The sequence below is a fragment of the Streptomyces sp. NPDC001828 genome, assembly GCF_042892175.1.
GTDB lineage: Bacteria > Actinomycetota > Actinomycetes > Streptomycetales > Streptomycetaceae > Streptomyces.
In genome coordinates this window covers 42,713-55,194 of sequence record NZ_JBIATV010000008.1, presented here as the reverse complement: position 1 = coordinate 55,194, position 12,482 = coordinate 42,713, and the positions used below count along the sequence as shown (strand labels likewise).

Annotated in this window: 8 protein-coding genes; 5 read left to right on the top strand and 3 right to left on the bottom strand. The window is 71.0% G+C overall.

Annotated elements, in window-relative coordinates; genetic code table 11:
* Window positions 1-18 precede the first annotated feature (18 nt).
* The 3 genes from ACFYZA_RS22360 to metG all read left to right on the top strand — a co-directional run bounded on the left by ACFYZA_RS22360 (window position 19) and on the right by metG (window position 4,037).
* Window positions 19-789, top strand: a complete 771-nt coding sequence (locus ACFYZA_RS22360; protein ID WP_388492319.1) for a hypothetical protein — start codon at window positions 19-21, stop codon at window positions 787-789.
* Between the two features lie 460 nt (window positions 790-1,249).
* A complete protein-coding gene (locus ACFYZA_RS22355) occupies window positions 1,250-2,131 on the top strand; it encodes an NAD(P)-dependent oxidoreductase (RefSeq protein WP_388492317.1) in 882 nt (293 codons plus the stop codon).
* A gap of 181 nt (window positions 2,132-2,312) precedes the next feature.
* Complete coding sequence (gene metG / locus ACFYZA_RS22350) at window positions 2,313-4,037, top strand: methionine--tRNA ligase (RefSeq protein ID WP_388492316.1); 1,725 nt, start codon at window positions 2,313-2,315, stop codon at window positions 4,035-4,037.
* A 63-nt stretch (window positions 4,038-4,100) separates the two neighbouring features.
* Here the strand turns inward: metG and ACFYZA_RS22345 are convergent, their stop codons facing one another.
* On the bottom strand, window positions 4,101-6,164 hold the full coding sequence (locus ACFYZA_RS22345) for a phosphocholine-specific phospholipase C (RefSeq protein ID WP_382595636.1): 2,064 nt from the start codon (window positions 6,162-6,164) through the stop codon (window positions 4,101-4,103).
* A gap of 273 nt (window positions 6,165-6,437) precedes the next feature.
* The gene (locus ACFYZA_RS22340; RefSeq protein ID WP_388492314.1) at window positions 6,438-7,109 is read right to left on the bottom strand and encodes a DUF6445 family protein; all 672 of its coding nucleotides are present in this window, start codon (window positions 7,107-7,109) and stop codon (window positions 6,438-6,440) included.
* A gap of 562 nt (window positions 7,110-7,671) precedes the next feature.
* On the opposite strand from ACFYZA_RS22340, the gene ACFYZA_RS22335 reads away from it, so the two are divergent.
* Window positions 7,672-8,916: an ROK family protein gene (locus tag ACFYZA_RS22335; protein ID WP_388492312.1), complete on the top strand. Its 1,245-nt coding sequence runs from the start codon at window positions 7,672-7,674 to the stop codon at window positions 8,914-8,916.
* A gap of 206 nt (window positions 8,917-9,122) precedes the next feature.
* Here ACFYZA_RS22335 and ACFYZA_RS22330 read toward each other — a convergent pair whose 3' ends face one another.
* Window positions 9,123-10,769 carry a cytochrome bc complex cytochrome b subunit gene (locus tag ACFYZA_RS22330; protein WP_388492311.1) on the bottom strand — a complete coding sequence of 549 codons (1,647 nt, stop codon included), beginning with the start codon at window positions 10,767-10,769 and terminating at the stop codon, window positions 9,123-9,125.
* A gap of 369 nt (window positions 10,770-11,138) precedes the next feature.
* On the opposite strand from ACFYZA_RS22330, the gene ACFYZA_RS22325 reads away from it, so the two are divergent.
* Window positions 11,139-12,479 (top strand): sugar phosphate nucleotidyltransferase, encoded by a 1,341-nt coding sequence (locus ACFYZA_RS22325; RefSeq protein WP_382595624.1) that lies wholly within the window; start codon window positions 11,139-11,141, stop codon window positions 12,477-12,479.
* The last annotated feature ends 3 nt before the right edge of the window (window positions 12,480-12,482 follow it).

Below are 12,482 nucleotides of genomic sequence, written 5' to 3'. Positions count from 1 at the left end.
CACACCGGGGGCCAACTGATGCGTACGGTACGGAAGTTGGCAGTCCTCGCGCTGGCCGGCGCGGCGCTGTTCGGCGGGGCGCCGGCCGCGCTCGCCGACTCGCCCTCGCCGAGCCCCTCCGCGTCCAAGGGCGACGCGGCGCCCACCGAGGCCGGTACCGCTTTCCGCACCGCCGTCGCCGTGCGCCAGGGGCAGCAGGCCACGGCGTCCGCGTCGAGCGGCGACTACCTGTACTGGATGTTCCCCGCCGACGCCGGGCAGCGCCCCACCGTCACCGCGAAGGTCACGCTCCCCGAGGCCGCCTCCCGGCACGGCGCCTCCACCTGGCGCCTCGACGTGTACGACGGGCTGCGCCGCCGCCAGCCGTGCATGTACGGGATGCAGTCCCGGTCCGCGGACCAGGACGCGGGCGCCGTGGAACTGTCCTGCACCCTGCGCCCGACCGTCGCCTGGGCCGACACCTGGTCCACCGATCCGCTGCCGGGCACCTACTACATCCGGCTCACGGCGGTCTCGCTGCCCGACGCGGACCGGGGCCTGCCGTTCAAGGCGGAGGTCGAGCCGACCGTCCTGGACACCGGCGGCGCCCACGCCGTGGACGGCAAGCTCGCCACCCCGCTCGGCGCGAAGCCCTCGGTCGAGCCGGACGGCGGGTGGGCCTCCGGCTGGTGGACCGACCGCTGGCTGTGGACCATCGCGGGCGGCCTGCTCGCCGCGCTCGCGGGCGTCGGCGGCTACAACCTGACCCGTGGCCGCGGCCGGCCGTCCCGGGTGCCACGGGGGGCGTGAGGAGCAGCGCCCTGGAGGGGGTCGCCGGAGAGGGACGTCCTGAGGGGGAGGCTGCGAGAGCGCTCCCGGTCCCACTCGGCGATCCCCGCCCCGGGGGTCCCCGCCTGGCGTGAGAGGGGCTGGACCGAGAGCGCTCCCGGCCTCGCGCAGGGACCGCTGCCTCGGATCCCTCGCCGGAGCCGAGAGCGCTCTCAGCCGCCCCGCCCCCCGACACCGCCCCCTCGGCCCCCAAGCCGGAGGCGAGAGCGCTCTCAGCCGCCCCGCCCCCGACACGGCCCTCCCCACCCCGACAGCGCCCTGCCCGCCCTCCCCACCCCGGGGACGGCGGGCAGGGTGCGTTTCCGGGGGTGCCGGTCACCCCCGGGGCAGCCCATCCGTACGAGACTCGGGGGTACGCGGTGCCCCGATCGAGACTCGGAGTCCGCGACCGAGCGCCACCACCGCCGCGAAGGAGTTCACCGTGTCCTCAGCTTCCAGCACGCCCGCCGTCGCCGTACTCGGCACCGGGATCATGGGGTCCGGGATGACCCGCAGCCTGCTGCGCGCCGGGCTCGCCGTCCGGGTCTGGAACCGGACCGAGGCCAAGGCCCGGGCGCTGGCCGGCGACGGGGCCGCCGTACACACGGACGCCGCCGAGGCGGTGCGCGGCGCGGACGTCGTGCTGACCGCGCTGAACGACGGGCCGTCCGTGTCCGCCGCCCTCGACGCCGCCGCCGAGGGCCTGCGCCCCGGCCAGCTGTGGCTCCAGACCTCCACCGTCGGCCCGGACGCCACGCTCGAACTGGCTGCGCGGGCAACCGAGTTGGGGGTGACGTACTACGACTCCCCCGTCCTCGGCACCAAGGCGCCCGCCGAGGAGGGCAAGCTGACCGTCTTCGTCTCCGGCGCGCCCGACGGACGCGAGCGCCTCGCGCCGGTCCTCGACGCGATCGGGCAGCGGACCGTATGGGTGAGCCCCGAGCCGGGCGGGGCATCCCGTCTCAAGCTGGTCGCGAACACCTGGGTGATCAATCTGGTCGGCGCGATCGCCGAGTGCCTCGGGCTCGCGGAGGGGCTCCAGGTGGACCCGCGCCTGTTCCTGGACGCCATGGCGGGCGGCCCCCTGGACACCGGCTATCTGCACGCGAAGTCCGCCGCGCTCCTCACGGGCGATCTCACCCCCAGCTTCGCCCTGTCCACCGCTCTCAAGGACACCCGGCTGATCCTGGACGCGGCCGAACAGGCGGGGGTACGGCTCGACTTGACCGAGGCGTCGGCCGAGCGGTTCGCCCGGGCCGAGGCGGCCGGGCACGGCGCCGAGGACATGATCGCCACGTACTACGCGGGCCGCACCGAGGGGTGACCGGCCGCGCCGGGGCGGGCGCCCGAAACTCCGGCGAGAAGGGCGCGGGCGGTTCGATAGCATGGCCCTGCCCATCGGGCGGGGGTGTCACCAGGTGTGATCCTCCGGGTGGGCCTCCCTACCTGGGTTCGCCGCGGCCGCGCCGCGGTGCCGCACGTACGAACATAAGGAGCATCCGAGGATGTCTCGACACCTGATCACCAGCGCGCTGCCGTACATCAACGGGATCAAGCACCTGGGCAACATGGTCGGGTCGATGCTCCCCGCGGACGTCTACTCCCGCTACCTGCGCCAGCGCGGCCACGACGTCCTGTACATCTGCGCCACCGACGAGCACGGCACGCCGGCCGAGCTGGCCGCCAAGGAGGCGGGGCTCTCCGTCGCCGAGTTCTGCGCCCAGTCGCACGACACTCAGAAAGCGATCTACGACGGCTTCCAGCTGGCCTTCGACTACTTCGGCCGCAGCTCCTCGCAGCAGAACGTGGAGATCACCCAGCACTTCGCGCGGAAGCTGAAGGAGAACGGGTTCATCGAGGAGCGGGCGATCCGCCAGGTCTTCTCGGTCGCCGACGACCGGTTCCTGCCGGACCGCTACATCGTGGGCACCTGCCCGCACTGCGGCTACGACAAGGCGCGCGGCGACCAGTGCGAGAACTGCACCCGCGTCCTGGACCCGACCGACCTGCTGGAAGCGCGTTCCGCGATCAGCGGCAGCAGTGACCTGGAGGTCCGCGAGACCCGGCACCTCTTCCTGCTCCAGTCCAAGCTCCAGGGCGAGGTCGAGGAGTGGATCGACCGGGTCGGCGGGGAGTGGCCGCAGCTCGCGTCGTCCATCGCCCGCAAGTGGCTGACCGAGGGGCTGCACGACCGCTCGATCACCCGTGACCTGGAGTGGGGCGTGCCGGTCCCGGCCGACACCTGGCCGGAGCTCGCCGCCGACGGCAAGGTCTTCTACGTCTGGTTCGACGCCCCGATCGAGTACATCGGCGCGACGAAGGAGTGGGCGGACCTCGACCCGGCGAACCGCGACTGGAAGTCGTGGTGGTACGAGCCCGAGGGCGCGGCGGACGTCCGGTACACCGAGTTCATGGGCAAGGACAACGTCCCGTTCCACACGGTGATGTTCCCCGCGACCGAGCTGGGCGTGCGCGAGCCGTGGAAGAAGGTCGACTACGTCAAGGCCTTCAACTGGCTGAACTACTACGGCGGCAAGTTCTCCACCTCGCAGCGGCGCGGTGTCTTCACGCACGACGCCCTGGAGATCCTGCCCGCCGACTACTGGCGCTACTTCATGATGGCGAACGCCCCGGAGTCCGACGACACGTCGTTCACCTGGGAGCACTTCACGGCGACCGTCAACAAGGACCTCGCGGACACGCTGGGCAACTTCGTGAACCGCGTTCTGTCGTTCTCGCGCAAGCGCTTCGGCGACGACGTGCCGGCGGGCGCCGCGGCCGGTCCCGCCGAGGCGAAGCTGGGCGAGGAGATCGCCGGGCTGCTCGCCGAGTACGAGGGCCACATGGAAGCGCTCCAGTTCCGCAAGGCGGCCGCCTCGCTGCGGGCGCTGTGGTCGGCCGGCAACTCCTACCTGGAGGAGAAGGCGCCCTGGCTGGAGATCAAGACCGACCCGGAGGCCGCCGCGCTCACGCTGCGCACGGCGATGAACCTGATCCACCTGTACTCGGTGGTCTCCGAGCCGTTCATCCCGGCCTCGGCGAAGGCGATGCGCTCCGCGTTCGCGCTCTCCGGTGACACGGCCACCTGGGTCACCCCGGAGCAGGCCAGGGCCCTGGACACGGTGCCGGCCGGTACGGCCTTCACCGTGCCGCCCGTTCTCTTCGCGAAGATCACGGACGAGGACCTGGAGTCCTACCGAGAGCGCTTCGGCGGCGCCGACGAGGCGTGACGCACCCCCGAGGGGCCCCCGTCCGGTGTGGACGGGGGCCCCTCGGTCGTGTGCCGGTACGGGTCAGACGGTGAGCAGCGCCGGGTCGCTCACGCCCGTCGCGCCGGTCTCGACGTGTCCGGCGAACCGGCGCAGGAACGTGGTGTCGGCGTCGGAGGTCACCGACACGTCGTACCAGCTCTTGCCGGCGCGCAGGTCGACGGTGAACTTGACGGTGGCTCCCGCTGCCACCGTGAAGCTCGCCGTCGCTCCCCCGTAGGCCGCCGCGTTCGCCACCTTCAGGTGGACGGTGGCGCTGCCCGCGTTGGTCATGGTCAGGTCGAGGTTGCCGGTGCCCGCGTTGTGCCGGGCGGTGACCTCGGGGCCGGCCGTCTTGCCGGGGCCCTGGAAGGTGCGCAGGAAGCCGTTGGGCCCGAAGACGCTCAGGTTGGTGGCCCCGCTCGAGTAGGTCGTGTTCCAGGCGTCGGAGATCGTCTTGCCCGCCTCGGTGGTGTACGTCCAGGGGCCGTCCGTACGGTTGGCCGAGGTGACGAGGAACTGCGCGCCGGCCGAGGCTCCCCCGCCGAAGGTGAGCGTGAACTTGCCGGTGCTCACGTTCGCCGCGCCGTCCACGAACGGCGCGTAGCGCAGCGGCCTGGTCGGCCGGGTGCCCCGTTCCTGCTTGGGCAGGGTGCCGGTGGCGGGCGGCACCGGCACGAAGTCGGGGTGCCGGTTGTGGTCCGGCGGGATGTACGCCGTCGTCGAAGGCAGGCCGGGCGCCGAGGAGTTGGTGCGGCTGAAGTCGAACGCCGAGGTCAGGTCGCCGCAGATCGCGCGGCGCCAGGGCGAGATGTTGGGCTCCTGCACACCGAAGCGGCGCTCCATGAACCGGATGATCGAGGTGTGGTCGAAGGTCTCGGAGCAGGTGTAGCCGCCGGTGCTCCACGGCGAGACGACGAGCATGGGCACCCGCTGGCCTAGCCCGTAGGGCCCTGCGGCGTAGCTTGCATTGCCCGGGAAGTAGTCGGGCCCGGTCGCGACCGTCGAGAGGCCCTGGTTGGCGTTGGCGGGCACATAGGGCGGGACCACATGGTCGAAGAAGCCGTCGTTCTCGTCATAGGTGATGAACAGCGCGGTCTTGGCCCACACCGCCGGGTTGGAGGTCAGCGCGTCCAGGACCTGCGAGATGTACCAAGCGCCGTAGTTCGCGGGCCAGTTGGGGTGCTCCGTGAAGGCCTCGGGGGCGGCGATCCAGGAGACCTTGGGCAGGGTGCCGGCCTTGACGTCGGCCTTGAGGATGTCGAAGAAGCCGTCGCCGTTCTTGGCGCTGGTGCCGGTGCGCGCCTTGTCGTAAAGGGGGTCGCCCGGCTTGGCGTTGCGGTAACTGTTGAAGTAGAGCAGGGAGTTGTCGCCGTAGTTGCCCCGGTAGGCGTCGTTGATCCAGCCCCAGCCGCCGGCCGCGTCCAGGCCGTCGCCGGTGTCCTGGTAGATCTTCCAGGAGACGCCCGCCTTCTCCAGACGCTCGGGGTATGTGGTCCAGCCATACCCCTTCTCGTCGTTGCCCAGGACCGGGCCGCCACCGGTGTTGTCATTGCCCGTGTAGCCGGTCCACATGTAGTAGCGGTTCGGGTCGGTGGAGCCGATGAACGAACAGTGGTAGGCGTCGCAGATGGTGAAGGAGTCGGCGAGCGCGTAGTGGAAGGGGATGTCCTCGCGCGTGAGGTACGCCATCGTGGTGGACGTCTTCGCGGGGATCCACTGGTCGTACTTGCCGTTGTTGAACGCCTTGTGGCTGCCGGTCCAGTCGTGGTTCAGGTCCTGGATGAACTGGAGGCCGAGCTTGTCCGCCTTGGGCCGGAACGGCAGCACCTCCTTGCCCGCGCCGACCTGGTGGAACACCGACTTGCCGCTGGGCAGTGTGACGGGCCGCGGGTCGCCGTAACCCCGAACGCCCTTGAGGGAACCGAAGTAGTGGTCGAACGAACGGTTCTCCTGCATCAGGACGACGATGTGCTCGACGTCCTGGATGGTGCCGGTGCTGCCCGCGGCCGGGATGGCGGCGGCCCGCGCGATGCTCTGTGAGAGCGCGGCGAAGGCGGCGGTGCCGCCCGCGAGCTGCATGAACCGGCGCCGGTTGAGTTCAGCCATGAGTGGGGGCCTCTGCAAGCGTGAGGGAACAGGGGGGCGAGAGGGGTGTATCAAGAACACCCAGGGCCGCGAAAGACCCCATGTCGTCACTGTGACGTTCCGCGGTACGGGAAACGAACAGGAACCCCGTCCGCGGCACCCCGCCCCAGGCAGGTGGCATACCCGCGCTTTTCACTCGAACCGACCCGCTCGAACTGAGCCGCTCGAACCGACCCGCTCGAACCGTTCGGCTCGCGGCATCCCGCTGATGCCATCCCGCTCAGTCCATCCCGCTCATGCCATCCAGAAGAAGACCGCGGTCATGCGTTTGTCGTCGATGGTGCTGCCGCAGTAGCCGGTGGCGCTGTGCATGGTGTTCGCGGTGTAGAGCAGCAGCCGGTTGTAGCGGTGCGCGACCCGTACGTCCTCGGTGAAGGAGTCCGGGGGCACGAACCGCGTGCCGAGCGCTTCCACCAGATTGTTGTGCGGCGCGATGACCATGTTGCCGCCGAGTACGCCGCCGGGCAGGCTCTGCCGGTAGAAGCTGGTGCCGCAGTCCTTGGGTGCTTCCGGGTTGAGGTAGAGGACTGCCGCGAATCGGCACAGCGCCCGCGAGTCGGTGTGCGGACGTGGCTCGCTCTCGCCGGCACCGACGACCTGAACGCAGTTGTGGTTGAGGGTGGCGCCGCCGGGGGCGGTGGCCTGCCAGAGTTCCTTGGCGCCGGTGTGCTGTCTGACCAGGCGCTCCACCCGGGCGAGCTCGGCGGGCGCGAGTCCGGGCATGGTGCGAAGTCCGGGCCAGGACTCGGGCTTGTGCGGATATCCCTCGACCCAGTCGTCCTTGGCGACACAACGCGCGCGCACTTCGTCGATGTTGGGCAGCACATCGTCCAACACCCAGTAATCCCGGCCAAGTTTGGGCTTGCGATAAGGAAGGACCGGGAGCGCCGGACGATTGGGGGGCATGCGGCCGACCCTACTGACAGGCCACCTGCGGCTCTCCACCGAAGAGGTCAACCTTTCGCCAATACAGAGGAATTGGGAAGGGCGGGATTTCGGGCGCGGGCTCGCAAATGTCCGGAGCGCGATTACGCGGAAAGAAAGGGGAGGGCAAGAGCGGTCCATGGGCGGGTAAGGGATCGCCCCGCATTTCACCAGGTGGCGGCTACACGCACCCGCGGAGGACTTTGCGCCGGCACGGGACGGCAAGAGCGCTCCCGGGCTTCACAGCGCATCCGCCACACGGGTCGCTGAACGTCCACCGGCCGCCGTCCGAGAGCGCTCCCGGCCGTCACGGCCCAGCCGCCACGGCCCGGGCGTCACGGCCCGGCCGTCACGGTCCCGGTCGACACGGTCCCGGTCGACACACGGACTGCGGGGCACCCGCCGCCCGGCCGGGGGTGATGCCTCGCGTTCGCGTCGGGGCCGCCCAGCGGGGCCCCTCGCGGCCGGTAAACGACCCCGGCGCCCGCGCCCGGCGCACGGGGCCTCCTGGGGCCTCCGGGCTGGGATTAGGCTCGTGGGCGATATGGACGACCAATCGACTCCCCGCGGGCGGCCCGCCCCGCTCGCGCCCAAGGCGGACAAGGACACCGTCCGCCGCCACAACCTGAGCCTGGTGCTGCGGGCCGTGCACGACGAGAGCGCTCTCAGCCGGGCCGGCGCCGCCGCCCGTACCGGCCTGACCAGGGCGGCGGTGTCCTCGCTCGCCGATCAGCTGATCCGGGGCGGGTTCCTCACCGAGTCCGGCAAGTCGTTCAGCGGGCAGGCCGGGCGGCCGGGCACCATGCTGACGCCGGCCCGCACCGGCCCCGCCGGGGCGGGGGTCGAGGTCAACGTCGACTATGTCTCGGTCTGCGTGGTCGACCTGGCGGGCACCGACCGGGTGCGCCTGACCGAGCACCTGGACAACCGGCGCGAGCCGCCGGCCGACGTCCTGGAGCGGGCGGCCCGGATCGCCGCCCGCGCCCTGGAGTCGGCCGCCGAGCAGGGACTGCACCCGGTCGGCGCGGAGCTCGCCCTGCCCGGTCTCGTCTCCCAGGGAGCCGTGCGCCAGGCACCCAACCTGGGCTGGAACCAGGTCGAGGCCGAGGAGCTGTTCAGCCGGGGGCTCGGCGGGCTGCGGCCCAACTTCCCCACTCTGCCGGTCACTTCGGACAACGAGGCCAATGTGGCGGCCCTCGCCGAGCTGTGGTTCGGCACTCCGGGCGAGCGGGTGGCGCACTTCCTGTATCTGACCGGGGAGATCGGCGTGGGCGGGGCGCTGGTCGTCGGCGGTGAACTGCTGCGCGGCGCCCACGGCTTCGCCGGGGAGATCGGGCACACGGTGGTGGACCCCCAGGGCCCCGCGTGCCGCTGCGGCTCCCAGGGCTGCCTGGAGCAGTACGCGGGCCAGCTGGCGCTGCTGCGCGGCGCGGGCCTGGACGAGAACGCCGGGGTGCCGGGCGTCGCCGAGCTCGAACGCCGGGCCCGGGCGGGCGACGAGAGCGCTCTCGGCGCGCTCGACGAGGCGGGCCGCACCCTGGGCGTCGTCCTGTCCGGCGCGGTCAACCTCTTCGACCCGGAGGCGGTGGTGCTCGGCGGCATCTACCGCACCCTGATGCCCTGGCTCGCGCCCGCCGCCGACCGCGAGCTGACCCGCCGGGCCGTGTCCGGCCTCTGGCCCCCCGGCAACGGCCGGCTGCGCGCCTCCTCGCTCGCCGGGGACGCGGCCCGGGGCGCGGCGGCCCGCGTCGTACGCGGGGTCCTCGCCGACCCGCTGGCGTACGAGTAGCCGGGGCAGCCAGTCGCCCCTCCGGAGGGCGGGCAGCCAGGGCAGAGACGCCCCGGCGGGCGGGCAGCCAGGGCAGAGACGCCCCGGCGGGCGGGTAGTCAGGGCAGTGGTGACCCGGCGGGCGGGTAGCGACGGCAGTGGTATCCCGCCGCCGTACGGATAGCCAGGGAAGTAGTGCCCCGGCGGGCGGACCGGCCCGGGAGGGGTCAGTGGTGGCTGTCGCCGCCCCGGTGGAGTTCCAGGTACTCCTGCGCCGTCGGCTTGGGGATCTGGCTCTCGGGTCCGTACATGGCCTTCGCGAGGCGCGCCCGCAGCCGGTCGGAGCGACGGGGCCGGCGCGTCACGCCGTTGGCGTCCACGGCGGGCCCCAACGCGTAGGGGGGCGGCTGCTCGTGGGCGGTGAGCGTGTGCAACTCGGCCTGGGTGAGCGGGTCGTGGACCTCCACGTACTCGCCGTGCGGCAGGCGCTTCACGATCCCCGACTCGCGTCCGTGCAGGACCTTGTCGCGGTCTCGGCGCTGAAGTCCCAGACAGAACCGCTTGGTGACGACGAAGGCGAGGGCAGGCACCACGAAGAATCCGACCCGCACGAACCAGGTGATGGCGTTGATGGACACCTGGAAGTGGGTGGCCCAGAGGTCGTTGCCGCCGCCGACGAGCAGTACCGCGTACAGCGCCAGCCAGGCGACGCCGATCGCGGTGCGGACGGGGGCGTTGCGCGGCCGGTCCGCGAGGTGGTGCTCGCGTCTGTCGCCCGTGATCCACGCCTCGATGAACGGGTAGACCCCGATCGCCAGCATGATCAGCGGGAAGAGCAGGAACGGGATGAGGACGCCGAGTTGGAGGGTGTGGCCCCAGGCGTTGATCTCCCAGCCGGGCATGACCCGGATCAGGCCCTCGGAGAAGCCGAGGTAGAAGTCCGGCTGGGCTCCCGTCGAGACCAGGTCGGGACGGTAGGGGCCGATCGCCCACAGCGGGTTGATGGTGGCGACCGCACCCATCACCGCGAGCACTCCGAACACCAGGAAGAAGAAGCCGCCGGCCTTGGCCATGTAGACGGGCAGGAACGGCGCTCCCACCACGTTCCGCTCGGTCCTCCCGGGCCCGGCGAACTGGGTGTGTTTGTGGTGGAAGACCAGGATCAGATGGACCACGACCAGGCCGAGCATGATGCCGGGAAGCAGCAGGACGTGCACCGGGTAGAGCCGCGAGATGATGTCGTGCCCCGGGAACTCGCCGCCGAAGAGGAAGAACGAGAGATACGTCCCGATCACCGGGATGGACAGGATCGCGCCCTGGGCGAAGCGGATGCCGGTGCCGGAGAGCATGTCGTCGGGGAGCGAGTAGCCGGTGAGCCCGGTGATCAGGGCCAGCATCAGGATCGTCCAGCCGAACAGCCAGTTGACCTCGCGGGGCTTGCGGAACGCGCCGGTGAAGAACACCCGCATCATGTGCGCGAGCAGCCCGGCGACGAAGACGATCGCCGCCCAGTGGTGGATCTGCCGGATGAGCAGTCCCCCGCGCACGTCGAGACTGATGTTCACGGCCGACTCGTAGGCGCGGGTCATGCGGACGCCGTTCAGCGGCACGTACGAGCCGTGGTAGACGACCTCGACACCGCTCGGCTCGAAGAACAGCGTCAGATAGGCGCCGGTCAGGATGAGGATGAGGAAGCTGTAGAGGCAGATCTCGCCGAACATGAACGACCAGTGGTCCGGAAAGATCTTGCGCAGGTTGGCCTTCGCCAGCGCGTGGAGGCCGAGGCGGCCGTCGGCCCAGTCCGCGAGCCGCTCACCCTTCCCCGTCTCGGGCGGCCGTCCGCCGGCTCGGGTGCGCTCGATGCGTCCGCTCATGCGTCTCCCCCTCAGGCGGATACCAGGGTAGGCACAGGAGCCTCCGGGACCAACAGCCTTACTGGTAAAGGAACATGATCAGCCGTCAGGTTCTTCGGTTCGGGGTCCGGGCGCCAAGGCGGGCGGGCCGCCGGGCGCCGGTGGGAACCCGGGGAAACCGGCCGGGCCGAGCCATCGGGGCCGAATCCGGCCGGGGACCGTGACCATCCGTCGCACCCCTCACTCGCGCCCCAACCGCACCACCCTCCAGGGGTGGTAAGGCGCCGTCATACCGCCTCCAACCAGCCAGGTTTACTTATTACTTGACTCAAGATGACTGCCACTGTTGAATTTGTGGAGTCGCAAAGTGAGCCGAGGAGGCAGGACACGATGGGGGACGACAGCACCGCCGGAATCATCCTGGCGGGCGGCCGGGGGGAACGGGCGAAGCCCATAACCCTGCAGTCCGCCGACTACATCCGCAGCAAGGCGCTCATTCCGTTCGCCGGCAAGCCGCTCATCGAGTGGATCGTCGAGGCCTGCCGCGAACAGGGCATCCGCCGCTTCTACGTGGTGGCCCAGGGCATGGAGAACCGCAGCCAGATCAAGCTCGTACTCGGACACGGGGAGCGGTACGGGGTCGAGATCAACTACTCGCGGTCCCGGTTCGACCAGTACAACGTCGGTTCGGGCGCCGCCACTTTGCACAATCTGGAGCAGTGGGACCTCACAGGCCCCGCGCTCGTCATGCCGGTCGACTCGCTGTTCGACTTCTCGCTCGACCGGCTGCTCGCCACCCACACCGCGACCGACGCGCTCGTCACCGTCGCGGCCGTCACCCGCACCCCGCAGGAGACCGCGGGCAAGTACGGCGTCATGCGCACCACCGACCAGGGCCTGATCTCCGGCTTCGTGGAGAAGCCGCGGCTCCAGCTCATCGAGCACCTCTTCCCCGAGGCGCTCACCACTCCCGAGGCGCGCACGATCGCCACCAGCGCCGGCATGTACCTCATCGACTGCGGCAGGCTCCGACTCGCCGCCCGCAACCCGGAGTTGATCCGGCTGGCGCAGCAACGCCTCGACTGGGGAGCCGACTTGCTGCCCTGGCTGGTCGGACACGATCTGCCGGTGGCCGTCGGGCGGATCGGCCGGCTCGGCGACCTCGGCAGCATCGGGGACTACCTCACCACCCTGGGCGAGGTGCTCACCGGCGAGTACCCGCAGATGAACCGCGCGATGGAGAGCCCGCTCAGCGTGGAGCCCCGGTACTGGATCCACGAGTCCAGTCTGCGCACCAAGGACAACGTCACCGGCACCACGCTCGCCCAGAAGATCGCCGACGGCAGTGTCGTCATCGGCCCCGGGGTGCGCATCGGCCGGCATGCCGAGATCGGCGCCGGCGTCCGCCTCCAGTACACCGACATCGGTGACGGCGTCGATGTGCACGAGGGGGTCCAGCTGCACCGCGCGGCCCTGGGCGACGCCGCGGTGGTCGGGGCGTACGCGCAGATCAGCGACTCCTACATCGGGCCGATGGCCCACGTGCACTCCGAGCGGCGCAGCCCGGTCCGCCTCGATGACCACTCGGCCGTCGGCGACGGCGCCCATCTGTGGCCGGGCACCCGCCTGTCCGGGGTGAGCGTCTACCCGAGGCTGCGGGTGCCGGCCGTATCGGGGCTGCCCGCCGGGACGCAGCTCACCAGCTCCGACGACATCCTGCAGTGGGTCTGACCC

Excerpts from the sequence above, each read along its gene's own strand:
- ACFYZA_RS22345 (WP_382595636.1), bottom strand. The coding sequence starts at position 6,164 with ATGGCTGAACTCAACCGGCGCCGGTTCATGCAGCTCGCGGGCGGCACC.
- ACFYZA_RS22325 (WP_382595624.1), top strand. The coding sequence starts at position 11,139 with ATGGGGGACGACAGCACCGCCGGAATCATCCTGGCGGGCGGCCGGGGG.
- ACFYZA_RS22360 (WP_388492319.1), top strand. The coding sequence starts at position 19 with ATGCGTACGGTACGGAAGTTGGCAGTCCTCGCGCTGGCCGGCGCGGCG.
- ACFYZA_RS22335 (WP_388492312.1), top strand. The coding sequence starts at position 7,672 with ATGGACGACCAATCGACTCCCCGCGGGCGGCCCGCCCCGCTCGCGCCC.
- metG (WP_388492316.1), top strand. The coding sequence starts at position 2,313 with ATGTCTCGACACCTGATCACCAGCGCGCTGCCGTACATCAACGGGATC.
- ACFYZA_RS22330 (WP_388492311.1), bottom strand. The coding sequence starts at position 10,769 with ATGAGCGGACGCATCGAGCGCACCCGAGCCGGCGGACGGCCGCCCGAG.
- ACFYZA_RS22340 (WP_388492314.1), bottom strand. The coding sequence starts at position 7,109 with ATGCCCCCCAATCGTCCGGCGCTCCCGGTCCTTCCTTATCGCAAGCCC.